General features: G+C 73.5%; 21 protein-coding genes. 2 read left to right on the top strand and 19 right to left on the bottom strand.

The genetic code is table 11. The annotated features are described in order from the left end of the window. Positions 1–110: 110 nt before the first annotated feature. The 12 genes from ACIBK9_RS46350 to ACIBK9_RS46295 form a co-directional block, all read right to left on the bottom strand. Complete coding sequence (locus ACIBK9_RS46350; protein WP_397165425.1) at positions 111–3,251, bottom strand: ATP-binding protein; 3,141 nt, start codon at positions 3,249–3,251, stop codon at positions 111–113. After that, positions 3,233–3,868 carry a hypothetical protein gene (locus tag ACIBK9_RS46345; protein WP_397165423.1) on the bottom strand — a complete coding sequence of 212 codons (636 nt, stop codon included), beginning with the start codon at positions 3,866–3,868 and terminating at the stop codon, positions 3,233–3,235. Before ACIBK9_RS46345 ends, ACIBK9_RS46350 begins: the two co-directional genes overlap by 19 nt. A gap of 3 nt (positions 3,869–3,871) precedes the next feature. Next, positions 3,872–4,888: an endonuclease domain-containing protein gene (locus ACIBK9_RS46340; protein ID WP_397165421.1), complete on the bottom strand. Its 1,017-nt coding sequence runs from the start codon at positions 4,886–4,888 to the stop codon at positions 3,872–3,874. Between the two features lie 57 nt (positions 4,889–4,945). After that, positions 4,946–5,605 (bottom strand): sensor domain-containing protein, encoded by a 660-nt coding sequence (locus ACIBK9_RS46335; RefSeq protein WP_397165419.1) that lies wholly within the window; start codon positions 5,603–5,605, stop codon positions 4,946–4,948. A gap of 113 nt (positions 5,606–5,718) precedes the next feature. Continuing rightward, entirely contained in the window at positions 5,719–6,153 is a 435-nt protein-coding gene (locus ACIBK9_RS46330; RefSeq protein ID WP_358285834.1) for a helix-turn-helix domain-containing protein, read from the bottom strand. 40 nt (positions 6,154–6,193) lie between these two features. Then, positions 6,194–7,792, bottom strand: coding sequence for an ABC transporter ATP-binding protein (locus ACIBK9_RS46325; protein ID WP_397165417.1), 1,599 nt, complete (start codon positions 7,790–7,792; stop codon positions 6,194–6,196). Next, a complete protein-coding gene (locus tag ACIBK9_RS46320; protein ID WP_397165415.1) occupies positions 7,789–8,880 on the bottom strand; it encodes a serine hydrolase domain-containing protein in 1,092 nt (363 codons plus the stop codon). The genes ACIBK9_RS46325 and ACIBK9_RS46320 overlap by 4 nt, the downstream gene beginning before the upstream one ends. After that, positions 8,877–10,118 carry an anhydro-N-acetylmuramic acid kinase gene (locus ACIBK9_RS46315; protein ID WP_397165414.1) on the bottom strand — a complete coding sequence of 414 codons (1,242 nt, stop codon included), beginning with the start codon at positions 10,116–10,118 and terminating at the stop codon, positions 8,877–8,879. The genes ACIBK9_RS46320 and ACIBK9_RS46315 overlap by 4 nt, the downstream gene beginning before the upstream one ends. Then, positions 10,115–11,014: an N-acetylmuramic acid 6-phosphate etherase gene (gene murQ / locus ACIBK9_RS46310; protein ID WP_397165413.1), complete on the bottom strand. Its 900-nt coding sequence runs from the start codon at positions 11,012–11,014 to the stop codon at positions 10,115–10,117. The genes ACIBK9_RS46315 and murQ overlap by 4 nt, the downstream gene beginning before the upstream one ends. After that, complete coding sequence (locus tag ACIBK9_RS46305; protein ID WP_352364933.1) at positions 11,011–11,838, bottom strand: ABC transporter permease; 828 nt, start codon at positions 11,836–11,838, stop codon at positions 11,011–11,013. Before ACIBK9_RS46305 ends, murQ begins: the two co-directional genes overlap by 4 nt. Next, on the bottom strand, positions 11,835–12,803 hold the full coding sequence (locus ACIBK9_RS46300; protein ID WP_352364935.1) for an ABC transporter permease: 969 nt from the start codon (positions 12,801–12,803) through the stop codon (positions 11,835–11,837). The genes ACIBK9_RS46305 and ACIBK9_RS46300 overlap by 4 nt, the downstream gene beginning before the upstream one ends. Beyond that, complete coding sequence (locus ACIBK9_RS46295) at positions 12,803–14,350, bottom strand: ABC transporter substrate-binding protein (RefSeq protein ID WP_397165412.1); 1,548 nt, start codon at positions 14,348–14,350, stop codon at positions 12,803–12,805. The genes ACIBK9_RS46300 and ACIBK9_RS46295 overlap by 1 nt, the downstream gene beginning before the upstream one ends. An 86-nt stretch (positions 14,351–14,436) precedes the next feature. Between ACIBK9_RS46295 and ACIBK9_RS46290 the strand changes: the two genes are divergently transcribed. Together ACIBK9_RS46290 and ACIBK9_RS46285 are read left to right on the top strand one after the other, a co-directional pair. Continuing rightward, entirely contained in the window at positions 14,437–15,321 is an 885-nt protein-coding gene (locus tag ACIBK9_RS46290; RefSeq protein WP_397165410.1) for a MurR/RpiR family transcriptional regulator, read from the top strand. A gap of 125 nt (positions 15,322–15,446) precedes the next feature. Further along, positions 15,447–15,965, top strand: a complete 519-nt coding sequence (locus ACIBK9_RS46285) for a peptidoglycan recognition family protein (RefSeq protein WP_358285861.1) — start codon at positions 15,447–15,449, stop codon at positions 15,963–15,965. Between the two features lie 97 nt (positions 15,966–16,062). On the opposite strand, the gene ACIBK9_RS46280 is transcribed toward ACIBK9_RS46285, so the two are convergent. The 7 genes from ACIBK9_RS46280 to ACIBK9_RS46250 all read right to left on the bottom strand — a co-directional run bounded on the left by ACIBK9_RS46280 (position 16,063) and on the right by ACIBK9_RS46250 (position 24,646). Further along, positions 16,063–16,599 carry an NUDIX hydrolase family protein gene (locus ACIBK9_RS46280; RefSeq protein WP_397165409.1) on the bottom strand — a complete coding sequence of 179 codons (537 nt, stop codon included), beginning with the start codon at positions 16,597–16,599 and terminating at the stop codon, positions 16,063–16,065. Positions 16,600–16,763: 164 nt separating this feature from the next. Next, complete coding sequence (gene nrfD, locus ACIBK9_RS46275) at positions 16,764–17,768, bottom strand: NrfD/PsrC family molybdoenzyme membrane anchor subunit (RefSeq protein WP_397165407.1); 1,005 nt, start codon at positions 17,766–17,768, stop codon at positions 16,764–16,766. Further along, a complete protein-coding gene (locus tag ACIBK9_RS46270) occupies positions 17,765–18,547 on the bottom strand; it encodes a 4Fe-4S dicluster domain-containing protein (RefSeq protein WP_352364982.1) in 783 nt (260 codons plus the stop codon). Before ACIBK9_RS46270 ends, nrfD begins: the two co-directional genes overlap by 4 nt. Positions 18,548–18,610: 63 nt before the next feature. Next, entirely contained in the window at positions 18,611–21,838 is a 3,228-nt protein-coding gene (fdh, locus tag ACIBK9_RS46265; protein ID WP_397165845.1) for a formate dehydrogenase, read from the bottom strand. Positions 21,839–21,843: 5 nt separating this feature from the next. Then, positions 21,844–22,134, bottom strand: coding sequence for a hypothetical protein (locus ACIBK9_RS46260; RefSeq protein ID WP_352364948.1), 291 nt, complete (start codon positions 22,132–22,134; stop codon positions 21,844–21,846). Positions 22,135–22,238: 104 nt separating this feature from the next. Continuing rightward, complete coding sequence (locus tag ACIBK9_RS46255; protein WP_397165405.1) at positions 22,239–23,648, bottom strand: rhamnulokinase family protein; 1,410 nt, start codon at positions 23,646–23,648, stop codon at positions 22,239–22,241. Further along, positions 23,645–24,646, bottom strand: a complete 1,002-nt coding sequence (locus tag ACIBK9_RS46250; protein WP_397165403.1) for a LacI family DNA-binding transcriptional regulator — start codon at positions 24,644–24,646, stop codon at positions 23,645–23,647. Before ACIBK9_RS46250 ends, ACIBK9_RS46255 begins: the two co-directional genes overlap by 4 nt. Positions 24,647–24,724 lie beyond the last annotated feature (78 nt).

The raw sequence follows: 24,724 nt of genomic DNA, 5'->3' as shown, positions 1-24,724 counted from the left end.
CCCGTTCTCCTGAGAGGGCCGGCGCAGGCCGCACGGTCCCGTCCTCCTGGGAGGGCCGGCGCAGGTCGGCACGGTCCCGGCCGCCCCCTCCGCGGCCGGGACCGTGGCGATCAGGCGCCCCCGCGGCTCCTGGCGACGACCTCCTCCGTGGTGAGCGGCGCCTTCGGGTGGTGCGTCAGGCACATGGGCACGCGCGCCTTGGCGAACCCGCCGCCCTCACCGGCCACGTAGAACTCGCCCGCGCCCAGCCGGGAGATGTCCGGCACGTCGCCGCCGCCCTTGAACTGGGCCATCTCCCTGGCCGCGCTGATCTGGATCGGCGCGTTCAGCAGGCCGAAGAACTGCGTGGCGCAGTTGCCGGGGATCTGGTTGTGCAGCCCCTTGGGCGCCTGCGTGGCGAAGACCAGGCCCAGGCCGTACTTGCGGGCCTGGGAGGCGAGCAGCACCGTGCTGCGGGTGGAGACCGACGCGCCTCCCGCCGCGGGGGCGAACGTCTGCGCCTCGTCCATGACGAACAGCGCGCCCAGCGGACGGTCCTGGGCGGGGTGCCGCTTGAACCAGACGAACAGCTCCATCTGCAGCCGGCTGACGAAGCTCTGCCGCTGCTCCAGGCCCGGCAGCCCGGCCAGGCTGATCACCGAGACGCGGGCCCGCCGGCCCGGCGGCGGCGTCACCAGCAACCCGGGATCGACCGGCTCGCCGGCCCCGCCGAACAGCGGGTCGTTGTCCATCGCCGCGGTCAGCGACTGGGACAGGTCCGCCGCGATGCGCCGGGCGCTGGCCAGCTCGCTCACCCCGTCCGGCAGGTCGGCCAGGTACGCCGCGAACCCTCTCAGACTGGTCGCGCCGCCGCCTCCGTAGGCGGCCAGGGCCCGCCTGAGCACGGCCTGCCCGCGCAGCGCCTTCTCGGTGTTGGCGTCCAGCCTGACCCGCGGCACGATGAACGCGACCGCGGCCTCGACCGCCTCGGCGAACTCGTCGGGGTCGCCGGCCAGGCTCGCCAGGTCGGGCAGCGGCTGGAAGCTCAGCGGGCGTCCGCCCGTCCGTCCCGGCGTCCAGACGGTGACCTCGGTGGCCGCCAGGTACTCCTCGGCGCGGCGGGCGTCGCCCTCCGCCCACGTGCGCGGCGGCTCGGGCCACGGCTCGTCCAGCCGGGCCAGGTCGTTGTTCGGGTCCAGCACGATCGAGGAGACGCCGCGCAGCGCGCACTCCTCGACCAGCCGCCTGATCAGCACGGTCTTGCCCGAGCCGGAACCGGCGAAGATCGCGGTGTGCTTGCGCAGCGCCTCCAGCGCGATCCGCACCGGCTCGCCGTCCGCGATCCGCCGCCCGATCGTCAGGGAGTGGTCCTGGTCGCCGCCGTCCTGGCTGCGCGCCGTGACGGGGATCCCGGGGGCCGGTACGGCGGGAACGCTCCACGCGTCGGCCAATGCCTCGGTGAGGAAGCCGATCCCGGACGTCGGCCGCCGCGCGGCGAGCCAGGCGGCCAGGTCCGGCGGGCTCTCCGCGACCAGGGCGCGCAGCGCGGCGAGGGTCAGCAGGTCCTGGCGGCTCATCCGCAGCGTCCTGCCGCCCGCCCGCTCGAACGCCGCGATCGCCTCCCGCGTCGCCGGCCCCGGCGACCACGGGGTGTCGCGCAGCAGGAACAACCGGCGTTTGGGCACCTCCGCGTCGAGTCCGGCCGCCACGCACGCCTTGCGGAGGCGGTTCAGCGCCGCGTTGCCGTGCGTCGCGCTGACCGCGCGGAAGGCCCAGTGGACCTCGTCCTCCCTGCTCTCGTCGAGCGTGCGGCGCAGCCGGGCGTGCAGCGGGGGCTTGGCGCTCGGCGGCGGGTCCAGGCTGAAGGCCCGGCCGGCCTCACCCCGCTCGGCGATCCACGCGGACAGCCCGGCGGCCAGCAGCGCGGGCATCGCGGTGTCCTCACTGGCCTGGTCGATCACCGGAGCCTGCGCGGCCGCCAGCAGCTCGGCGAAGCGGGCGTCGAGCGCGGCGAGATCGGCGGCGCCGGCCGCCGCGACAGGGCCGGCGTGGTCGGCAGGACGCGGCGCCGCCTCCGCCGTGAACCCGGTCAGCTCCCTGACCTCGCCCTCCAGCAGGCAGGCGCGGACGTGCCGGTCGATCCGGATGAGCAGCTCGCGCGGGGTGAACCCGGGCGCCTGCTCGAACGCCTCCGGCCGGACCGGCCACGTCGGGTAAGGCGGCTTGACGCCCGCCTCGCCGTACTGCACCTCGAAGCGCGTGGCGACCAGGGAGCGGGCGGTGGCCGCGTCGGGGATGGTCATGAGCGGGACCGCCTGGCGGAAGCGGTCGCGCACGGTGTCGACCGCCACCTGCTCGATGAGCGCCCACGTGGCGGGGATGCAGGTCACGACCGTCAACGTCCGGCGGGTGACCTCGCGCAGCGCCATCAGGCCGCCCGCGATGCGCTCGATCATGAGCTGCTCGGCCGGGTCGTGCCCGGCGCCGCCGTAGGTGGTGACCCGGGACTGGGCGACGAGCGGGTCGATCTGGTCCACCGCGACGATCGTGGGGCCGGTGAGCGCCATCAGCCGCGAGAGGTCCCTGACGATCTCCTGCGGCGTGCGCCCGAGCTGCCGGATGCCCCAGCGGGCCCGCTCGCCCGGCTCGCCCTCGGGCGCCGACGACAGGTACGACTCCCCGAGGTCCTGCAGCCCCGGATCGTCTCCGGCCAGCAGGACCAGGGCGCGCGCGGCGTCCTGGCTGTCGCGGCCGACCTGGCCCCCGACGCGGCGGAACGCGGTGACGAAGGCGTCCAGCTCGTCCCGGGTGAGGCCGCGCTTGCCGGTGATCGAGCGGCGGGCCATGCGGGACAGCCCCGCCATGATGGCCAGGCGGTCCAGGAGCACGGTGAGCTGCGTCTGCCCGTCGTGGCGGGGCCGGGAGAGGCTGTCCAGCAGGGAGACCACGATGCTCTCCCAGAACCCCTTGGCGTCCAGCAGGCCGACCAGGACGAAGTAGCCGTCCTCGCGCTGGGCGCGTTCGCGCAGCCAGCCGAGCAGGTGGGTCTTGCCGGTGCCGCGCTGGCCCTGCACGACCACGCCGATGGGGCTGCTGTCCGGCCGGTGGGCGGCCTCGGCCAGCCCGTCGAGGAGGATCTTCGTCGACGCGCCGTGCAGGCCGTCGACGTGGAAGGGGGAGCGGCGCCACACGTCGTCGGCGCCCTCGGTGTAGTTGAACGTCAGCGCGGCCAGGTCCGCGATGCCGCCGCCGCTCACAGCTCGCCGATCCACAGCAGATGCTTGTCCTGCCCGCCTATGATCACCGCCGCTTCGCGGTCCTCGGGCGTGAGCGTCTTCTGGTTCGACTCCGGGACCAGGTTCACGTCCGGGAGGCGTTCCATCAGGACGAGCGTCTCGTCCACCTCGTGCTTCGGCACGGCGGGGAGCAGCCGCCGGAGCGGGGTCAGGCTCACCCACGAGCCGGGCGCGGCGGCCAGCTCGGCGTACGCGGCCCGGATGCGGGACTCCAGACCGGCGGGAACGACGTCCGGCTCCGGCTGGAAGATCTCCGACAGCCGCTGGTCTGTGCGCCGCATGAACCGGGGCAGCCATTCGAGCAGGGCCCGCGCGATGGCCCCCGACGAGCCGGTCTGCGGCGGGATCGCCCCCGCCCGCAGGTCCTCGGCCAGCCTGGCCCACCCGGAGTCGGTGAGCACGTGCACGAAGGCGCGGCCGCCCCTGGGCCGGTGGCTCTCGACCAGCTTCAGGTCGTTGAGCTTCAGCCGCCGCTGACCGTCGATGGTCAGCCTGTAGTGCTCCTTGAGCTCGCTGTTGGAGACCTCGCGGGCTTCGACGGCCAGCACCAGCAGGGCAGTGAACTCGGGCAGGGTCAGCCCTTTGTCCGGCATATCTCATCCTTCCGCTCTGCGGCGGTTCCGCAGAAACTGGCCGATCTGACGGACGACGGTGTCCATGTCAGTCATCACCTGAGCATCGGGAAAGCGCAGCACGGCGTAACCGTCGAGTTGCAGGAGCACGTCCCGCTGCCGGTCCGCGGCGAACTTGGCCGGCGCCCGGTGGTCGGGGCCGTCGATCTCCACGACGCACCGCTCCCGCTCCCAGAGCAGGTCCACCCGGATCGGCACGTCCAGCGGCCCCGGCCGGTACGTCTGGTTCCAGGCCCGGCCCCCGGCCCACGCCCGCGCGGACAAGGCGGCCTCCAGCGCCCGCTCGCTCGCGCTGCCCGGATGCGGCCTGCCCGCCACCGGCGGATACGCGACGGCGGGCGCCCGATCGGCGGTCGCGGGAACCGGGACGGCCTCGCGGGCGTCGCCAACGGCTGCGGGGAGCGGGGTGGCGATCGTCCGCACGCGGTCGTCGTGCAGGGGCGCGCCCGCCAGCCAGACGCCGGCCCGGCCCCGGTGCGCCAGCCACTCGCACCCGGCGACCAGCACTTCCCGGGCCGCCGCGCCGAGCCCGTCCGGCACTCGTACCAGGACCGCCAGCCGGGCCCGGCCGAAGCTGTCGGCCAGCACTCTGACCAGCCCCGCCGCCCGGACCTCCGGCGCCAGAGCGCTGGGTGCGCCCGTCAGCGCCCGCCGGGCCAGCTCGGCGAGGAACGGCCCGAAGTGGCCGGTCACCGAGGCCCTGCGCAGGGCCAGCGCCTGGACCGCGGCCACGTTCACCCCGGACGGGCCCTCGATGCCCTCGGCCCCCGGTAACCAGGCCGGGAACAGCGCGATGGCCGCCTTGTCCAGCTCACGCAGGACGGAGGCGGCCAGGTCGGCGACGGAACGTTCCTCGGCGGCGAAGTAGGTGACGACGGCCGGGGCGTCGTCCGGCAGGGGATCGAGGGCCAGCGCCACGGCGTCGGGGTCGGCGTCGAGCCGTACCACCTGGCCGATCGGCAGCTCTGCCCACGACGGCACGGCTTCCCTGCCCTCACAAGATCGGAAACGTCGTCACTTGGGAGGGTAACCCCGTCCCTAGCGGGCTGTCACCCAGACCGGGGACGCAGCCTCCACGGACGGAACGTGGGCGCGGGTCAGCAGGGCCTGGGACACGCTCGCCTTCACCAGGGCCGCCGTCCGCACCACCGGGACGAGCGTGAGCGCGAACAGCAGGCCCACCGCCGTGTTGAACACCACGAACGGCACGGTTCCGGTGCCGAGGCCGAGCAGGGCGGGCAGGCCGCCGTCCACGCCGGGGATCGCGGCGATCGCCCAGCCGTAGACCGGGAAGGTCAGGCCGAGCAGCGCGCCCGCCCACCACACCGCGCTCACGACGGCGGCGGCCAGCGAGACCGGGAAGGTGATGATCGCGTGCAGCAGGTCCATCGCCGCCTGGCCGGAGGCCAGCGGGTTCATCATGCGGCGGAAGGAACCCGCCCCCGCGGGGGTCTGCGCGTAGCGGGGGCGGGCGATCGGGTGGCCGAGCACTCCGGGGAGCGCGGCGCGCTCCAGGTCGGCGAAGTGGCGGGCCATGGCGGCGGTGGCGGCCAGGACGGGCAGCCCGACGAACACGACCGCCGAGCCGAGACCGGCCGAGACTCCGGCGACGGCGAGGGTGAAGGAGGCGGCGGCCGTGGGGAGGCCGAGCAGGGTGTAACGGGTGTCGGTGGCGACGCGGTGCTGGAGGGTTGTCATGGCTACGACGCTACGGGCCCGGCGGGGGAGCGCTCGATCCTGGCGGCGGGCCATTACGTGGTAGGGCGGGCCCTACCGCGCCTCCCGGCGGACCCCTGGGGAAACGGTCGCCGCTACCGCGGCTGGTCCACCCGGATCACGGTCAGCTCCTGTGGACGCACCGGCTCCCGGCAGTGCGCGCACACCGTGAGCGGCTCCAGGGGCTCGCCGCACGAGTGGCGCCACACGGTGGGCGGCTCGCCCTCGGTGACGTACCGGTCGCCCCAGTCCATCAGGGCGAGCAGGACCGTGTGCAGGGCCTGGCCCGACTCGGTGAGGACGTACTCGTGGCGCGGCGGGTGCCGCTCGTACGGCACCCGCTCCAGCAGGCCCACCTCGACCAGCTTGCGCAGCCGGGCGGTGAGGATGTCGCGGCTGGCGCCGGTGTTGCGGGCGATCTGGTCGAAGCGGCGCACCCCGAGCATGATCTCGCGCATCGCCAGCAGGCTCCACCGCTCGCCCACGACGGCCAGCGCGTTGGCGATCGAGCACTCTCTCGGGCGGGACAAGGCCCCTCCGCTCAGGTAGGTCCGGATTTCCAACTTACCATCAGGCGGCCCGTCCAGGGATGGCGGCGAGCAGCTCGCGGGTGTAGTCGGCGCGCGGCGAGCCGAAGATCTCGGCCGCCGTGCCGCTCTCCACGATCCGGCCCGCCTGCATCACGTGCACCCGGTGCGAGATCATCCGGACGACGGCCAGGTCGTGGCTGATGAACAGGTAACTGAGCCCGAGGTCGCGCTGCAGCTCGGCGAGCAGCTCCAGGATCTGGGCCTGGACCAGCACGTCCAGCGCGGAGACGGCCTCGTCGAGCACGACCAGCTCGGGGGAGAGCGCCAGCGCCCGCGCGATGGCCACCCGCTGCCGCTGGCCGCCGGACAGCTCGTGCGGCAGCCGCTCGGCCACCGACGCCGGCAGCGACACCTTCTCCAGCAGCTCGGCGACGGTCCGCGCGCGCTCGGCCGGGGTGCCCACCCGGTGCACGCGCAGCGGCTCGGCGATCGACTTCTCGACCGTGTAGCGGGGGTCGAGCGAGGCGTACGGGTTCTGGAAGACCGGCTGCACCCGGCGGCGGAAGGCGAACAGCTCCCGGCGGCCGAGCGAGGTCAGGTCGGTGCCGTCGAACAGGATCCGGCCGGAGGTGATGCCGTCCAGGCCGAGCAGCAGGTTCGCGGTGGTCGACTTGCCCGAGCCCGACTCGCCCACGACCGAGACGGTACGGCCGCGCGGGATCGTGAAGGAGACCCCGTCCACCGCCGTGAACTCCCCGGCGCCGCCCCGCAACGGGAACACCTTGCGCAGGTCCTCCACCACGACCAGGTCCTCGGCGCTCTCCTCGGGGCCGGGCTCGGCCACCCGCACCGACGACAGGCTCGGCACGGCCTTCAGCAGCCGCCGGGTGTACTCGTGCCGCGGGTCGGCCAGCAGCTCGGCCGCCGGGCCGGTCTCCACGATCTCGCCCCGGTACATGACGGCCACCACGTCGGCCCGCTCGGCGGCCAGCGCCAGGTCGTGCGTGATGAGGAAGACGGCGGTGCCCATCTCGGCGGTGAGCTGCCCGAGCTGGTCGAGGATGCGCCGCTGCACGGTCACGTCGAGGGCCGAGGTCGGCTCGTCGGCGATGAGCAGCTTGGGCCGGCAGGCCAGGCCCATGGCGATGAGCGCCCGCTGCCGCATGCCGCCGGAGAACTCGTGCGGGTACTGCCCGGCCCGCCGCTCCGGCTCGGGGATGCCGACCATCTCCAGCAGCTCGGTCACGCGCCCGCGCGCCGCCCTGCCCGCGGCCAGGCCGTGCACCTCCAGGGCCTCGGCGATCTGGTCGCCGATGCGCATGAGCGGGTTGAGGTTGGACATCGGGTCCTGGGGCACCAGGCCGATGCCCGCGCCCCGGACGGCGGTCATCTCGCGCTCGCTCACCCCGGCCAGGTCGCGGCCGTCGAACAGCACCTGGCCGGTGGTGATGCGGCCGCCCGCGGGCAGCAGCCGGTTGACCGCGGCGGCCGTGGTGGACTTGCCCGAGCCCGACTCGCCGACCACGGCCACGGTCTGTCCCGGCAGGATCTCCATCGAGACGTTCTTGACGACGGTGACGTCCTGCTTGCGGGTGCGGAAGGCGACGGAGAGGTCGCGGATCTCCAGGAGCGGGGTCATGCGGTCCTCGATCGGTGGGTGATGGCCTGCAGCAGGCCGGTCCAGAGGGCGTCGGTGGGCGTCGGCGCGGCCGTCGTCAGCAGGCGGTTGCTCGCCAGCGCGATCGCGACGTCCCGGCCGGGGACGAACCCGACGGCGCACCCGACGTAGCCGGGGTGGCCGAGCACCGTGACGGTCTCCTCCCGCAGGTCGAGCCGGTAGGTGCGGAAGCCGAGCGCCTGGCCGGGGTCGGGGCCGGGGGTGAAGAACTCGCGGGCGACCTCGGGCCGCCACAGCCGGTCGTGCTCCTCGTAGCGGGACAGGGCGGTGGCGTACCGCAGCAGGTCCGGGACGGTGGAGAACAGTCCGGCATGGCCCGCCACGCCGCCGAAGGCGTGGTAGGCGTTGCCGTCGGCGACCTGGCCGAGCACGGGCTCGTGCCGCCAGCCGGCGAAGTCCGCGCTGCGGAAGGGCACCGGGTACGGCTCGGAGGTGTCGAGCATGCGCATCTCGACCCGGTCGTCCAGGGCGCTCATGGCCGCCTCGGGCCCCGCCGGCCGCGCGTACGTGGTGCCGGCCAGCCCGAGCGGCCCGGTGACCAGCTCGGCCACCGCCCGGTCCAGCGACGTGCCGGTGACGCTCTCGACCACCCGGCCGAGCAGGATGAAGCCCAGGTCGGAGTAGTGCCGTTCGCGGCCGGGCGCGTAGCGCGGGGCGGGCATCCGCGGGTCGAGGTACATCGGCCACCACTCCCACAGCCCGGCCCGGTGCAGCAGCAGGTCCCGCACGGTGACCTGGTCGGGGCAGCCCTCCGGCAGGTACGCGGCCGCCCGCTCGTCCAGGTCCACCAGGCGGTCGGAGACCAGGCGGAGCAGGGCCGTCGTGGTGGCGACGACCTTGGTGACCGAGGCCAGGTCGTGGTGCGTGCCGAGGGTCATGGGGGCCTCGCCGGCCAGAGCGCCGCCGTCCGTCCGGCGCACGGTGCGGTGGCCGGTGCACTCGGTCAGGTCGAACCACGGCGTGCGGGCCGCCCGGACCAGGCCCGCGGGCGGACCGGGTTCCGGGCTCACCGGTCCGGGGCCGGGCGGCGCGGCGGGAGCCGGGGTCATCGGCGCAGCACCAGCGAGCGCGGCGGCGTGGTCAGCGGGGCGGGCAGGACGAGCGGGCCCGCGCCCGGCGTCAGCGTGCCGAGCACCCGGGCGGCCTGCGCGCCCGTGCCGCCGGGGACGGTGCCCGGCAGGCCGTGGGCGGTCAGCCAGCCGATGAGCGCGAAGGCGATGGCCTCCTTGTCGTCGGCCGGGGCGCCGAGCTCGTCGGACAGCGACACCCGCACGCCGGGCAGGGCGGCGCGCAGGCCGTCCATGATGACCGGGTTGCGGCAGCCGCCGCCGGAGACGACCAGCACGTCCACGCCCGCCGCGGCGACGTCGGCCGCCACCGTGCGGACGGTCAGCTCGGTCAGCGTCGCCACCAGGTCAGGGCCGGACGGCTCGCGGCCCGCCCTGGCGATCGCCGCCTCGACGTAGGCCAGGTGGAACAGCTCCTTGCCGGTGCTCTTCGGCGCGGCCAGCCGGTAGTACGGCTCGTCGAGCAGCACGTCGAGCAGGCGTTCGTCCACCTGGCCGGAGGTGGCGATCCGGCCGTCCTCGTCGTAGCCGCGCGGGTTCAGGCCGCGACCGGACACCACGGCGTCGACGAGGGCGTTGGCCGGGCCGATGTCGTAGGCGCTCAGGCCGCCGTCGCGCACGACGGTCATGTTGGAGATGCCGCCCAGGTTGAGCGCCGCCGCGCCGCCCGCACCGCCCGTGCCGCCCGTGCCGCCCGTGCCGCCCGTGCCGCCCGTGCCGCCCGTGCCGCCCGTGTGTCCGTCCGACAGCAGGCCGCCGAGCAGCAGGTCGTCGAGCACGGAGACCAGCGGGGCGCCGTGCCCGCCCGCGGTGATGTCGCGGATGCGCACGTCCGACAGCACGGGCGCGCCGGTGCGCTCGGCGATCCAGGCGGGCTGGCCGATCTGCAGGGTGCCGCGCGCGTGCGCGCCCTCCACCCAGTGGAAGACCGTCTGGCCGTGCGAGACGATCAGGTCGGCCGGACCGGCCTGCTCGGCCGCGGCCGCGGCGGCCTCGGCGAAGCACTGGCCGATGAGCGTGTCGAGCACGCACACCTCGGCCAGCGTGACGGGCGCGGGCGGCAGCGCGGCCACCAGCCGGGCGCGCAGCTCGTCCGGATAGGGGGTGCTCGCGGCGTGCAGCACGCGGCCGGTCAGCACGTCGCCGTCGAGGCCGAAGTCGACCAGGGCCACGTCGATGCCGTCGTGCGAGGTGCCGGAGATCATGCCGAGGATCTTCATGCCGACTCTCCCAGCGCCACGCGCAGCCGTCCCTCGCTGCGGTCCAGCAGCGCCGCCGCCTCCTGCGGCCCGAGCCCGAGCCGGGCGCCGAGCACCGCCTGCTTGACGTTGAAACCGTGCTGGTCGAGCACCTGTTCCGCCTCCTCGCGGTCCACACCGGCGATCGTCCGCACGATCCTGATCGCCCGTTCCCGTAGCTTGCCGTTGCTGGCCTTGACGTCGACCATCAGGCTTCCGTACGTCTTGCCGAGCCGGACCATGACGATGGTCGAGAACATGTTGAGCACGAGCTTCTGCGCCGTGCCCGCCTTGAGCCGGGTCGAGCCGCTGACCACCTCGGGCCCGACCAGCACCTCGATCGCGTGCTCGGCCTCGGCGCTGAGCGGGGTGCCCGGGTTGCAGGACAGGCCGACGGTCAGCGCGCCGCGCTCGCGGGCCCGCCGCACCGCCCCCAGCACGTACGGCGTGCGCCCGCTGGAGGCGATGCCCACCACCGTGTCCAGCGGCCCGACGCCGGCCGCGTCGATCGCCGCCGCGCCGGCCCCCGCGTCGTCCTCGGCGCCCTCGCACGGGTGCACGATCGCCCGCTCGCCGCCGGCGATGACGGCGAAGACCTGCTCGGGCGGGGTGCTGAAGGTGGGCGGGCATTCGGAGGCGTCCAGGACGCCGAGCCGGCCCGGCGTGCCCGCGCCCACGTAGACCAGCCGGCCGCCGGCCCGTACCAGCTCGGCGGCGGCCTCGATGGCCGGGGTGATCTGCGGCAGCGCCGCGGCGACCGCGGCGGGGACGGTGGCGTCGGCCGCGTTCATGGTCGCGGCGAGCTCGGCCACGCTCATGGTGTCGATGCCCGCGAAGCGCGGGTCGGCCGATTCCGTGGTCAGTTCTGAGAGGTTCACCGCTTGCCTCGGGTTCTGGGGTCGAGAGTGTCACGCAGGCCGTCGCCGAGCAGGTTCAGGCCCACCACCAGCAGCACGACGACCGCGCCCGGCGCGATCAGCGTCCAGGGGGCGACGAACACCAGGCTGCGCGCCTCGAAGATCATCGAGCCCAGCGAGGGGGCGGGCGGCGGCGTGCCCAGGCCGAGGAAGCTCAGCGACGCCTCGGTCAGCACCGCCCACGACAACGACAGCGCCACCTGGATGACGATGATCGAGGTGATGTTGGGCAGCACGTGCCTGAGCATGATCTGCCAGCGGCTCTGGCCGGTGGAGACCGCGGCCTTGACGTACTCGATCTCCCGCAGGGAGAGCACGGGGCCGCGCGTGACACGGATGAAGATGGGGACGTACACGATCGCGATGGCGACGGCGACCGTGAACCAGTTGCGGTCCAGCACCGAGGCCAGCGAGAGCGCGAGCAGCAGCGGCGGGAACGCGAACAGCACGTTCGTCACGCCGCCGATGGCGCCGTCGGCGAAGCCGCGGTAGAAACCGGACACCAGGCCGCCCAGCGTGCCGACCACGGTGGCGAAGGCCACCGCGACCACCGCGATGAGCGCCGAGTTGCCGACCCCGGCCGCCACCCGGGAGAAGACGTCCCGGCCGAACTGGTCGGTGCCGAACAGGTGCGTCCCGGACGGCGACAGGAACCGCTCGGGCGGGTTCTGGGCGATCGGGTCGTAGGGGAGCAGCCCGGCGTACGACAGCGCCGCCACCACGGCCAGCACCAGCAGCACGATCGTGCCCGCCAGCATGGCGGGGCTCCTGCGCAGCGCGGTCACGACGCCCTCACCCGCGGGTCGATGATCCGGTACAGCCCGTCGGTCAGCAGGTTGACCAGCACGAACGCCAGCGCGATGACCAGGACCGTGCTCTGCACGACCGCATACTCCTTCTGCTGGATGCCGAGCAGCACCTGCCGGCCCACGCCGGGCACGGAGAAGATCTGCTCGACCACGACCGCGCCGCCGAGCAGGTAGCCGAACTGCAGCCCCGTCATCGTCACGATCGGCACCAGCGCGTTGCCCAGCACGTGCCGGACCTGCAGGCGGCGCGGCGGCACGCCCTTGGCGCGGGCGGTGCGCACGAAGTCCTCCGAGCGCACCTCCAGCACCGCCGTACGGGTGGTGCGCAGGATCGGCGCGGCGATGCCGAAGCCGAGCACGAGCGCGGGCAGGAACATCTGCTGCAGGTTGAGCAGCGGGTCCTCGGCGAGCGTGGCGAAGCCCTGGCCGTTGGGGTTGAAGCCGAACGACGCCGCGAAGATCGACAGCAGCGTCGTGGCCAGCAGGAACGCCGGGACCGACAGCCCGGCCAGGCTCACGACCTGGCCGAAGGCGTCCCGCGGCGAGTTCGTCCTGGACGCCGACAACATGCCGAGCGGCACGCCCAGCAGCAGCGCCAGCACGATCGAGAACACCGCCAGCTCGAACGTCACCGGCAGCGAGTGCAGCGTCATCTCCAGCACGCCCTGCTGCGAGCGGGCCGAGTAGCCGAAGTTGCCGGTGAGCATGTTGCCCAGCCAGGAGAAGAACTGCGTGACCGGCGACTGGTCCAGCCCGTAGTACTGCTCCAGGGCCACGCGCTGCGCCGGGGTGAGGGCAGCCGCCTCCGTGCCGAGCCCCGCGGTGATCTGGTCGCCCGGGATCGCCCGGAGCATGACGAAGACGAACACGGCCACCCCGAACAGGGTGCCGATCGTCGAGGCCACGCGCCGGACGGCCCGGCCTGCGAGGATCCGGCGCATCAGGCGACGGACGTCGTGCGCAGGTACTGCAGCGACCCGCTGACCATCGGTACGAACCCGGACACGTTGGAGGTGGTGCCGGTGTAGGTGTAGCTGGTGAACAGCCAGATCCAGGGCGCGTTGGCCTCCAGCTCGGCCGAGACCTTCTCGTAGATCGCCTTGCGGGCGGCCGGGTCGGTCGTGGCCTTGCCTTCGGCGAACAGCTTGTCCAGCTCCGGCGAGCTGTACCCGGCGACCTTGTTCAGGTTGCCCTTGCTGGTGAAGTAGCGGCCGTAGGAGCCGTCGGGGTCCGGACGCCCGCCGTTGAGCGCGACGGCCGCGTCGAAGTCGGCCGCCACCCAGCGGTCCACGAACGCGCCGGACTCCAGCACCTCCAGGTCCAGGGTGATCTTGGCTTCGGCGAGCTGCGCCTTGAGGTTCTGGGCCTCGTTCACGGAGGTGGCGTACTCGCCCTGGGAGACGATGGCCTTGACCGTCACGCCGCCGGACTTGCCCGCCTTGCCGAGGTACTCGGCGGCCTTGGCCAGGTCGCGGGTCGGGCAGGGACGCTTGGCCGGGTCGGACTTGAAGGCCGGGGCGGTGATCGGCCCGGTCACCTCGCCCTCGCCGAGCGCGGCGGTGTCGAGCACCTGCTTGCGGTCGATCGCGCACTGGATCGCCAGGCGCACGTTGACGTCCTTGAGGTCGCCGCGCTGGGCGTTGAGCTGGAGGGCGTGGTAGCTGAGCTGCGGCGTCTTGGTGACGGTGATCGTGCCGCCGCCCTGCGCGGTCTGGGCGACCAGCGGGTCGTTGAAGACCGCGAGCTGCACGTTGCCCGACTGCATGGCCGAGACGATGGACGACTCGTCCGGGATCACCCGGAACTCGACGCTGCCCACCTTCGGCTTCTCGGCGCCCCAGTACTTGTCGTTCCTGGCCAGCGTCAGCGACTGGCTCGGGACGCGCTTGCCCAGCGTGAACGGGCCGGTGCCGTTGGGGGTGGCGTTGAGCTTCTCCTCGGTGTCGTCGGAGGAGAGCATCGCCATGTTGACGGTGGCCAGGTTCGCCGGGAGCGCGGCGTCGGGGCCGGTCAGCTCCAGCACCACCGTGCTCTCGTCGGGGGCCTCGACGGACTTCACCGACGCCAGCGACGCCCGCGCCACGGCCGCCGTCTTCTCGTCCATGATCTTCTCCAGGGACGCCTTGACGTCCTTGGAGTCGAAGGCGCTGCCGTCGCCGAAGGTCACGCCCTTGCGCAGGGTGAGGGTCAGCTTCTTGCCGTCCTCGGACGCCTGCCACGACTCGGCCAGGCCCGGCACGACGTTCAGGTCCTTGTCGAACTCGGTGAGGGTGCCGTAGATGTTCTGCAACACGTTCACGGCCGTGAACTGGGTGGCCTTCCACGGGAAGAGCGTGTCGGGGTCGGAGGTCACGCCGACGACCAGGGCGCCGCCGGACTTGCCCGTGGCGCCGGTGCTGGTCGCGGGCCCGGAAGATGATGAACAGGAGGTCAGGGCGATGGACAGCACTGCGGCGGCGCCGATCGCGGAGAGCGCGCCACGGGGCATGTGGTCTCCTCAGGGGCAGTAGGTCATAAAATTACGCAGACCCTACCACTGGTGTACTAAATTTCCTCAACAGGGATGGATGACGAATGGTCGAGGACGACGGAAGCCTGCTGATCCGCATCCGTGCGGCCATGCCCGCATTACGGCCGTCGGAGCGGCGCATCGCCGAGACGTTCACCGGCGACCCGGCCGCCGCCGCGAACCTGTCCATCGCCGAGCTGGCCGCCCGCTGCGCCACCTCGACGACCTCGGTCGTGCGCTTCTACCAGCGCATGGGATACGCCCACTTCAAGGACTTCCGGATCGACCTGACCAGGGCCGCCGCCCGGGAGGAGCTGACCACGTCGAGCCTGCCGGAGGTGTCGGGCGACATCGACCGCCACGACAGCCTGGAGGGCATCGTCTCCAAGGTCGCCACCAACGAGACGCTGTCCATCGCCGACACGGCCCGTTCCCTGGACATGGGGGCCCTGGGCCGGGCGGTCGCCCTGCTGCTGGCCGCGCGCCGGATCGACACCTTCGGCGTGGGCGCGAGCGCGCTGGTCGGCCTCGACCTGCAGCAGAAGCTCTCGCGCATCGGGCGTACCGCGATCAACTGGCACGACGCCCACTCGGCCTGGACGTCGGCGGCCACGCTCGACGCCGGCTGCGTGGCCGTCGCGGTCTCGCACACCGGCGCGACCGTGGACACGGTCGAGTTCCTGGCCATCGCCCGCCGGTCGGGCGCGGCCACGGTGGCGATCACGAACTTCCGCGACTCGCCGCTGGCCGCCACCGCCGACGTGACGCTGACGACGGCCGCCCGCGAGACCCAGTTCCGCTCCGGCGCGCTCGGCAGCCGCATCGCCCAGCTCATGGTCGTCGACTGTCTGTTCACCGGCGTGGCCGCGGCCAGTTACGACGAGTCGATGGCGGCCCTGCGCAACACCTATGCGGTCGTCCACGACCGGACGGTGCACAAGCGGGGGTGAACCGGCCTGACCAGCATGGAAGTCTTTCTTTGGCGGCACGTGAACCTAGTGACAAAAAGTGATGACACGGCTACTTTAGGTTGACATTCTGGTGGTGAGGCATCGTCTACCAGGAGAGACACCACATGCAGCTGATCACCCGTGCCGACTGGCACGCCAAGAAGCCCACCACCAGTTACACCCGGCTGGCGTCCACCAGGGGCGTCAAGATCCACTACACCGGCGGGAAGGTGCCCTCCGACCTGCCGGACGCCGACAACCACGACAAGTGCGTCGACCTGGTCAGGGACATCCAGCGCATGCACATGTCCGGCGGGCGCGGCGAGACCTACATCGACCTCGGCTACAACATGGTGTGCTGCCCGCACCGGCGCACCTTCATGGGCCGGGGTCCGCACGTCCTGCCCGCCGCCAACGGCCCGGGGCTCAACTCCGGCCACTACGCCGTGCTCGCCCTGCTCGGCAACACCGGGTTCACCGAACCGAACGACGACCTGCTCAACGCCCTCGTCGACGCCATCGAGTACCTGCGCGAGCACGGCGACGCCGGCGACGAGGTCAAGGGCCACCGGGACGGCTACGACACCGACTGCCCCGGCGACCCGCTCTACCACTGGGTGCGAGGGGGCGCCGAACGCCCCTGAGCCGCATGCGTCCCCGAGGACACCCCGCGAGCGGCGGCCGCCACGGACGTCCATGGCGGCCTCGACGGCCACCGCGTGCGCGATGAGAGGCGGGGCGCTAGACCAGGCGGCCCACGTGGGCGAGTGCCTGCTTGAGCAGCACGCCCTGGCCGCCGGTCATCTCCTGCTGCACGGCCGGCGAGGACGCCTCCTCCGGGGTGAACCAGACCAGGTCCAGGGCGTCCTGCCGGGGCCGGCAGTCACCGGCGACGGGCACGATGTAGGCCAGCGACACCGCGTGCTGGCGCGGGTCGTGGTACGGCGTGACGCCCGGCGTCGGGAAGTACTCCGCGACCGTGAAGGGCTGCGGCGAGACGGGGATGCGCGGAAGGGCCACCGGCCCGAGGTCCTTCTCCAGGTGGCGCAGCAGCGCGTCGCGGACGCGCTCGTGGAGCAGCACCCGCCCCGAGACCAGCGCCCGGCTGACCGTGCCGTCCGCCGCGATCCGCAGCAGCAGGCCCACGCGGGTCACCACGCCGGTCTCGTCGACGCGTACCGGCACGGCGTCGATGTAGAGGATCGGCAACTGGCCGCGCACCGACTCCAGCTCTTCGGGTGCCAGCCATCCAGGCGCGGTTTCGGTCTTTTCGGTCATCTGCCGATCGTATGCCCCCCGCCGCCACTGACAGCGTAAGCCCCACCGACCGATCCCCGGACGGGGTCAGGCCCGCCTGGCCGGCCTGCTCCTGCCCGCGATCCAGGACGCCGTGCAGACGACCAGCACGATGCCCATGAACGGCAGGTACTCGGCGACTCTTCTCATGACAGATCACGCTCCGCTCTCGACTTGGCGAGCCGCCGGCGTTGCGGCTCGACGGTGTACCGGGGGTCGCACGCCGAGGCCGTCCCGGCGTGGAAGATCCCGAACCGGGTGCACACCGACCCGGCCAGCAGGGCCGCCCCCGCGGCCACCGCCGCGACCCTGCTGCGCGCGCCCAGGCCCTGACCGAGCAGGGCGCCCGCGACCGACAGCGCCTGGCCCGTCCTGAGCAGGCGGCTGCGCCGCAGCGGCTCGGCGGTCAGGCCCATCCGGCGTTCCATGCGGACGGCCGCCGCGCACTCCAGGGCCGCCCCCAGCAGCGCCGCACGCCGGGCCGGGCCCGCCTGCGCGACCGGCGCGGCCAGCATGCCGAGCCCGCCCGCCGACGCGGCGGCCGAGCCCGCGAACAGGAACGGCATCTCCCTGAACCCGTCGTGCCAGGCCGGGACGGCGGTGTCGCAGATCAGCGCGGCGGTGTAGGTGGCCAGCGCCGGCCCGGTCAGCCCGGCCCCCACCGTGGCCGCCCGGCCCAGCCGGGGGAACCGCCCGGTCACCCCGGTGAGCGCGGCCAGCCCGGCCTGCGGCCCGTACGCGGTCAGGATCCAGGTGCCGACGCTCATCGGCGAGGTCACCTTGAACACCCGCAACATGTTCAGGAAGCGCGACGGCTTGCCCAGGTCGTGGATCAGCGAGTACAGCGAGCCGCCGACCGCGCCCAGGGCGGCGACCTTGGCGGCGCGGGCCAGCGCCGGGCGTCCGGTCAGCTCGGCGGCGGCGGCCAGCGTGGAGGAGGCGCCGGCCAGGCCGCCGAGGAACAGGTAACCGGCGATGTCGTGGTCGCTCCAGGGCGTGCTGTTCAGCACCGGCAGGCCGTAGTAGGAATCCGCCTCCGGCTCGGGCGGCCGCAGCGAGCGGCTGCCGCGGCCCGCCGAGCCGGGCGTGGCCTCGCGCTCGGTGCGCAGGCCGGGCGCGTCGTCCAGGCGCACGTCGGTCTGGTTGCTCATCCGCCCCTCCTCCAGGCCGCCGCGGCGGCCATCCCGGCCAGCAGGACCAGCGCCGCCGCGCCGGCGTGCCGCCACATCGACGGCAGGTCCGCGGTGGTCACCACGGGGTCCGGCGGCAGGCCGTACACCTGGGGCTCGTCCAGCAGCAGGAAGAAGGCGCCGGTGCCGCCCACCCCGTCGGCCGGGTCGTGGCCGTACAGGCGGGCCGAGGACACGCCCGCCGCGCGCACCTGCTCCAGACGGCGGTCGGCGCGCTCGCGCAGCTCGTCCAGCTCGCCGAACTGGATGGAGTCCGTCGGGCACGTCTTGGCGCAGGCCGGCTCCTGGCCGACCTCCAGCCGGTCGTAGCACATCGTGCACTTGGCGGCCGTGCCGGTCTCCGCGCGCCGGCCGATCACCCCGAACGGGCAGGCGGGCACGCAGTAGCCGCACCCGTTGCAGACGTCCTCCTGGACGACGACCGTGCCGTACTCGGTGCGGAACAGCGACCCGGTCGGGCAGACGTCCAGGCAGGCCGCGTGCGTGCAGTGCTTGCACACGTCGGAGGCCATCAGCCAGCGGAAGTCCAGGTCACGGGCGCCGGTCTCCTGGTGGCCCAGCGGCTTGCGCTGCTCGACGAACGCCACGTGCCGCCAGGTGTCGGCGCCGAGCCCGACGGAATTGTCGTAGGACATGCCGGTGAACAGCAGCCCGTCCTCCGGCACCGCGTTCCACTCCTTGCAGGCCACCTCGCACGCCTTGCACCCGATGCAGACGCTGGTGTCGGTGAAGAAGCCCATGCGCCTGGGCGGGTCGTCGTAGCCGGCGTCGAGCGGCGCCCGGTCGAGGTCGAAGGCCACGGCTCACACCTCCGTTCCGGTGTGCTCGGTCACGCCCGCCCGCCGCCGGTAGGCCAGCACCAGCTCCGGCAGGGCCGGGCCGCGCGGCCTGCGCCCGGGACGGATGTCCGCCGACAGGGCCTTGACCTCCTGGATGTGGGAGTTGGGGTCGAGCGAGATGGCCGACAGCTCGTTGGCCGCGTCGCCGGTGGCCAGGCCGTTGGGGCCGAAGTGGAAGGGCAGCCCGATCTGGTGCAGGACCTTGCCGTCCAGGTGCAGCGGCGCCATCCGGTCGGTGACCAGCACGCGGGCCTCGATGGCGCTGCGCGCGGTGACGATCGTGGCCCACTCGCCGTGCACGAGCCCGCGCTCGGCGGCCAGCTCGGGCGAGACCTCGCAGAACATCTCCGGCTGCAGCTCGGCCAGGTACGGCGTGTGCCGGCTCATGCCCCCCGCCGTGAAGTGCTCGGTCAGCCGGTACGTGGTCACCACGTACGGGTAGACCGACGCGCCCGGCTCGGTCCCGCTCGGCTGGTACCGGTTGTCCTCGTGCCGGTAGAGCTTGCGGGCCGGGTTGCGCTGCCGCCCGTAGAGCGGGTTGGCGACCGGCGAGTCCTGGGGCTCGTAGTGGCTGGGCAGCGGGCCGTCCACCACGCCCGAGGGGGCGAACAGCCAGCCCTTGCCGTCGGCCTGCATGATGAACGGGTCGATGCCCGACAACGCCGCCGGTCCCTGCGCCCCCGGCTCGGGCCGGTAGGACGGCGGTTTGCGCTCCTCGAAGTCCGGCACGTCGAGCCCGGTCCAGCGGCCGGCGCCCGCGTCCCACCAGACGAGCTTCTTGCGCTCGCTCCACGGACGGCCGTCCGGCGCGGCCGAGGCCCGGTTGTAGAGCACCCGCCGGTTGGCCGGCCACGCCCACGCCCACTCGGCGGCCACCCAGTCCTGCTCGGCGGCCGGTTTGCGGCGGGCGGCCCGGTTGACGCCGCCGGCGTACACGCCGCAGTAGATCCAGCAGCCGCACACCGTCGAGCCGTCGTCCTTGAGCTGGCTGTAGCCGTCGAGCGGTCGGCCCTCGGCGTCCCAGCCGTTGATCTCGGCGAGCACCGCCTCGGCGACCGGCTCGGCCGTCTCGCCCTCGACGGGGTAGTCCCAGGTGAGGTCGAGCAGGGGCCGGTCCATCGGGTCGGCGGAACCGGCCAGCTTCTGCCGGATGATCCGCCCGAGGTGGTACATGAACCACAGGTCGCTGCGCGCGTCGCCGGCCGGCTCGACGGCCCGGTGGTGCCACTGCAGCCAGCGGTTGGTGTTGGTGAAGCTGCCGCTCTTCTCGGTGTGGGCCGCGGCGGGGAAGAAGAACACCTCGGTGCCGATCCTGGACGTGGTCAGCTCGCCCGTCTCGATCTCGGGGCCGTCCTTCCACCAGGTGGCGCTCTCGATCAGGTTGAGGTCGCGCACCACCAGCCAGTCGAGCTCGGCCATGCCCAGACGTTGCATCCGGGAGTTGGCCGAGCCCACCGCCGGGTTCTCGCCGAGCAGCAGGTAGCCCTTGCAGGTGCCGTCGAGCTGCGCGAGCACCGTGTCGTAGGTGCTGTGCGAGCCGGTCAGGCGCGGCAGGTAGTCGAACCGGAAGTCGTTGTCGCGCGTGGCCGCCGGGCCCCACCACGCCTTGAGCAGGCTCACCAGGTAGGCGGGCATGTTCGCCCAGAAGCCGCGGCAGGAGGCGTCGGCGCGCAGGAAGTCGCGCATCTTCTCGTGCTCGTGGGCGTGCGGCATCGGGATGTAGCCGGGCAGCAGGTTGAACAGCGTCGGGATGTCGCTGGAGCCCTGGATGCTGGCGTGCCCGCGCAGCGACTGGATGCCGCCGCCGGGGCGGCCGATGTTGCCCAGCAGGAGCTGCAGGATGCTGGCGGTGCGGATGAACTGGGCGCCGTCGCTGTGCTGCGTCCAGCCCACCGCGTAGACGAACTCGGCGGTCCGCTCCGGCCCAGAGTTCTCCGTCAGGTGGCGGCAGACCTGGGCGAACAGCTCCGGCGGCACCCCGCACACCTGCTGGACCATCTCCGGCGTGTAGCGGGCGAAGTGGCGGCGCAGCACCTGCAGCACGCAGCGCGGGTGCCGCAGCGTCTCGTCCCGCCGCGGCTCGCCGCTCAGCGGGACGCCGGTGCCGCCCTGCACCTCGGCGCGGCCGGCCGGGAGGCTGCCCGCCGGGCGGTCGTAGTCCTCGTCCCGCTCGCCGGAGGCCGCGACGGTCTGCATGCCCTCGTACTGCCAGGTGTCGTCCTCGTAGCAGCGGTTCTCGGCGTCGAAGCCGGAGAACAGGCCGTCGAGGTCCTCGGCGTCGCGGTAGTCCTCGCGCAGGATGGTCGCCGCGTTGGTGTAGTGCAGGACGTAGTCGCGGAAGAACAGCTCGTTCTCCAGCACGTGGTTGACGATCGCGCCGAGGAAGGCCACGTCCGAGCCCGCCCTGATCGGCACGTGCAGGTCGGCCAGCGCGCTGGTGCGGGTGAAGCGCGGATCCACGTGGATGACCACCGCGCCGCGGGCCTTGGCCTCCATCACCCACTGGAACCCGACCGGATGCGCCTCGGCGAAGTTCGACCCCTGGATCAGCACGCAGTCGGAGTGCTGCAGGTCCTGCAGGAACGTCGTGGCCCCGCCGCGCCCGAACGACGTGCCGAGCCCCACCACGGTCGAGCTGTGGCACACCCGCGCCTGGTTCTCGATCTGCACCACGCCGAGCGCGGTGAGCAGCTTCTTGATGAGGTAGTTCTCCTCGTTGTCCAGCGTCGCGCCGCCCAGGCTGGCGATGCCCATCGTGCGGGCCACCCGGCGGCCCTTGTTCTCCCACCCCCAGGTCGCCCGGCGGGTGGCGATGATCCGGTCGGCCACCATGTCCATGGCGGTCTCCAGGTCGAGCTCCTGCCAGTCGGCGGCGTGCGGCGGGCGGTACAGGACCTTGCTCAGCCGTCCGGAGCCGGTGGTGAGCTGGAGGCTGGAGGCGCCTTTCGGGCACAGCCGGCCCCGGCTGATCGGGGAGTCGGGGTCGCCCTCGATGTGCACGACCTTCTCATCACGGACGTAGACGTTCTGGGCGCAGCCCACCGCGCAGTACGGGCACACCGACTTGACCACGCGGTCGGCGGCGGCCGTCCGGGCCGGGTGCGCGCCCGTGCGCGGCGACTTCACCGCGGCGGCCCGGCCGAGCTTGTCCTTGCCGGTGAGCTGCCGCAGCAGCGGCCAGGAGAACCCCATGCCGCTCACGCGCCCGTCTGGCGCATGCGCCGGTCGCTCCAGGCCCGCTCGCGCATCCAGGCGCGCACGTCGCCGCGCTCGACCGGCCCGACCTCGCGCGGGTTGACCAGGTGCTGGGTACGCCCGGCGAGCAGGCCCGGCCGCCCGCGCCGGCGTGCCACCGCGTCGCTCCCGTCGGCCGGCACGCCCGTCGCGATCAGGTACGCGCGCCCCGCGGGCACGCCCAGCAACCTGGCGATCTCGGCGTAGTCCAGCCCCTGCGACAGCAGCCGCAGCACCCGCTCCTTGCTCGGCATCGTTCCCCCCGGCGCCCGTGCCCCCCGGTTCCGGTCCTCCCCTTCGCAGGCAGGAGGAAACCCGAAGTCCCAGGTCAAAGGCGTACTTGGGGGGACAGTCGGCGTCAGGCCAGGCGGGCAGCGGCCTCCGTCCAGGCGGCGGCGTCGCCGGAGGGCTCGTACCGGCGCAACTCCTGCGTGTCGGCCACCAGCGCGCGCATCCCGGCCAGGTCGGCGACCAGCCCGGCCGTGCGCGCCTGCACCAGGACGTTGCCGAGCGCGGTCGCCTCGGCCGGCCCGGCCACGACCGGCAGCCCGCAGGCGTCGGCGGTGAACCGGCACAGCAGCTCGTTGCGCGACCCGCCGCCCACCAGGTGCACGACCTCCACCTCGCGGCCGGACAGCTCCATCGCCTGCCGGATCGCGTTGCGGTGCCCGAGCGCCAGGCTCTCCAGCACGCAGCGGACGATGCCCGCCGGCGTCGAGGGAGGACGCTGCCCGGTGCGGCGGCACTCGGCGGCGATCCGCGCGGGCATGTCGCCCGGCGGCAGGAACACCGGCAGGTCGGGGTCCACCACGGCGGCGAACGGACGTTCGCGCGCCGCCGCCGCCAGCAGGTCGTCCAGCGAGGAGCCGGGCCAGGCCCGCAGGCACTCCTGCAACAGCCACAGCCCCATGACGTTGCGCAGGTAGCGGACGGTGCCGTCGATCCCGGCCTCGTTGGTGAAGTTGGCCGCCCGGCCCGCCTCGGTGAGCACGGGGGCGGGCAGCTCCACCCCGGCCAGCGACCAGGTGCCGCACGAGACGTAGGCGAACGCGGGCCCGGCGGCCGGCACGGCGGCCACGGCCGAGGCGGTGTCGTGCGAGGCCACCGCCCGCACCGGCGCCGAGAAGCCGATCTCCGCCGCGACGTCGCGGCGCACCCCGCCGATCGGCTCGCCCGGCTGCCGCAACCGGGGGAAGATCCCCTCCGGCAGGCCCAGCCGGTCGATCAGCGGCACCGCCCAGGACCGGGTGCGCACGTCGAGCAGGCCGGTGGTCGAGGCGTTGGTCACCTCGGCGCCGATCTCGCCGGTCAGCCAGTAGCCGATCAGGTCGGGGACGAGCAACATCGTCGCGGCCCCGTCCAGCCGGTCGGCCAGGAGCTGGTAGATCGTGTTGAACGGGAGCACCTGCAGCCCGGACACCGCGTACAGCGCCTCGGCCCCGATCAGCTCGGCCACCTGCCCGGCCACCCCCCGCGTACGGTCGTCGCGGTAGTGGACCGGGTTGCCGAGCAGCGCGCCGGTCTCGTCCAGCAGGCCGTAGTCGACGGCCCAGGAGTCGACCCCGATCGAGGTGACCGGCCCGGCCGCGCGCAGACCGGCCAGGATCTCGCGGTAGAGGCCCAGGACGTCCCAGTGGAGGCGGCCGGCCAGGCGGACCGGGCCGTTGGGGAAGCGGTGGACCACGGACGTGGCGAGCCCGTCCGACAGGTCGGCGACCAGCACCCGGCCGCTGGAGGCCCCCAGGTCCACGGCGGCGAATCGGCTCATTGGGTGGACTCCCTCGCGACCAGTTCGGGCTGGAACATGATGTGCTGGTGGGCGTGCTCGGCCGGGTTGTCGCACTCGTCCAGCAGCAGCTCGGTGGCGATGCGGCCGAGCTGGTACGTCGGCTGCCGCATCGAGCTGAGCGACACGGCCGAGGCGGCGGCGAACTCGATGTCGTCGTAGCCCATCAGCGCCACGTCGTCGGGCACCCGCACCCCGGCCCGCAGCAGGGCCCGCAGCACGCCCAGCGCGAGCAGGTCGTTGGCGCAGAACACGGCCTCGGGCAGGCCGTCCGCCATCAGGTCGGCGGCGGCCTTCTCGCCCGCGCGGGCGGTCATCGCGGCCGCCCCGACCACCCGCAGCGAGGCGGGGTCGAGCCCGGCGGCGGCCAGCGCCTGCGCCGCGCCCCGCCGCCGCTCGGCGCACTGCCGGATGGTCAGCGGCCCGGTCACGTACGCGACGTTTTTCCCGCCCCTGGCCAGCAGATGCCGCACCGCGGCCCGGCCGCCCGCGACGTCGTCCACCGCGACCGCGCACTGGTCGGGCCGGTGGGCCGGATGGTCGACGAGCACGACGCTGATGCCGCGCTCGCGCAGCCGGTCCAGCCGGGCCGGGTCCTCGCCGGACGGGGTGATCAGCACGCCGCGCACCCGCTGCTCGGCCAGCACGCCGAGGTTGCGCTCCTCCTTGTCCGGGGAGCCGGCCGAGTTGCCGAGGATCACCGCGTAACCCAGCTCGCTGGCGACGTCCTCGACCCCGGCGGCGACCTCGGTGAAGAACGGGTTGCCGATGTCGATGACGCTCAGGCCGATCGTCCTGCTGTGGCCGGCGCGCAGGGTCGAGGCCGAGCCGTGCCGGACGAAGCCGAGCTCCCGGATCGCGGCCTCCACCCGTTCGCGGGTCGCCGGGGCGACCTTCGCCGGTCTGTTCAGGACGTTGGAGACCGTCCCGGGGGAGACGCCGGCGCGGGCGGCGACGTCCTTGATGCTGACCATGGCCATGGCGCCACATTAAAACGTACCAACGGTGAGGTTGGCCAGTGCCACCGATCTGACCGGGCGACGCATTGACAGCGTCCC

The organism is Nonomuraea sp. NPDC050227, from assembly GCF_044459705.1.
Taxonomy (GTDB): Bacteria; Actinomycetota; Actinomycetes; order Streptosporangiales; family Streptosporangiaceae; genus Nonomuraea.
Note: the sequence above shows the minus strand (reverse complement) of the source record. Positions and strands in the feature narration are given on the sequence as shown.

Excerpts from the sequence above, each read along its gene's own strand:
- ACIBK9_RS46345 (WP_397165423.1), bottom strand. The coding sequence starts at position 3,868 with ATGCCGGACAAAGGGCTGACCCTGCCCGAGTTCACTGCCCTGCTGGTG.
- ACIBK9_RS46335 (WP_397165419.1), bottom strand. The coding sequence starts at position 5,605 with ATGACAACCCTCCAGCACCGCGTCGCCACCGACACCCGTTACACCCTG.
- ACIBK9_RS46325 (WP_397165417.1), bottom strand. The coding sequence starts at position 7,792 with ATGACCCCGCTCCTGGAGATCCGCGACCTCTCCGTCGCCTTCCGCACC.
- ACIBK9_RS46320 (WP_397165415.1), bottom strand. The coding sequence starts at position 8,880 with ATGACCCCGGCTCCCGCCGCGCCGCCCGGCCCCGGACCGGTGAGCCCG.
- ACIBK9_RS46315 (WP_397165414.1), bottom strand. The coding sequence starts at position 10,118 with ATGAAGATCCTCGGCATGATCTCCGGCACCTCGCACGACGGCATCGAC.
- ACIBK9_RS46300 (WP_352364935.1), bottom strand. The coding sequence starts at position 12,803 with ATGCGCCGGATCCTCGCAGGCCGGGCCGTCCGGCGCGTGGCCTCGACG.
- ACIBK9_RS46295 (WP_397165412.1), bottom strand. The coding sequence starts at position 14,350 with ATGCCCCGTGGCGCGCTCTCCGCGATCGGCGCCGCCGCAGTGCTGTCC.
- ACIBK9_RS46290 (WP_397165410.1), top strand. The coding sequence starts at position 14,437 with ATGGTCGAGGACGACGGAAGCCTGCTGATCCGCATCCGTGCGGCCATG.
- ACIBK9_RS46285 (WP_358285861.1), top strand. The coding sequence starts at position 15,447 with ATGCAGCTGATCACCCGTGCCGACTGGCACGCCAAGAAGCCCACCACC.
- ACIBK9_RS46280 (WP_397165409.1), bottom strand. The coding sequence starts at position 16,599 with ATGACCGAAAAGACCGAAACCGCGCCTGGATGGCTGGCACCCGAAGAG.
- nrfD (WP_397165407.1), bottom strand. The coding sequence starts at position 17,768 with ATGAGCAACCAGACCGACGTGCGCCTGGACGACGCGCCCGGCCTGCGC.
- ACIBK9_RS46270 (WP_352364982.1), bottom strand. The coding sequence starts at position 18,547 with ATGGGCTTCTTCACCGACACCAGCGTCTGCATCGGGTGCAAGGCGTGC.
- fdh (WP_397165845.1), bottom strand. The coding sequence starts at position 21,838 with ATGGGGTTCTCCTGGCCGCTGCTGCGGCAGCTCACCGGCAAGGACAAG.
- ACIBK9_RS46260 (WP_352364948.1), bottom strand. The coding sequence starts at position 22,134 with ATGCCGAGCAAGGAGCGGGTGCTGCGGCTGCTGTCGCAGGGGCTGGAC.
- ACIBK9_RS46255 (WP_397165405.1), bottom strand. The coding sequence starts at position 23,648 with ATGAGCCGATTCGCCGCCGTGGACCTGGGGGCCTCCAGCGGCCGGGTG.
- ACIBK9_RS46250 (WP_397165403.1), bottom strand. The coding sequence starts at position 24,646 with ATGGCCATGGTCAGCATCAAGGACGTCGCCGCCCGCGCCGGCGTCTCC.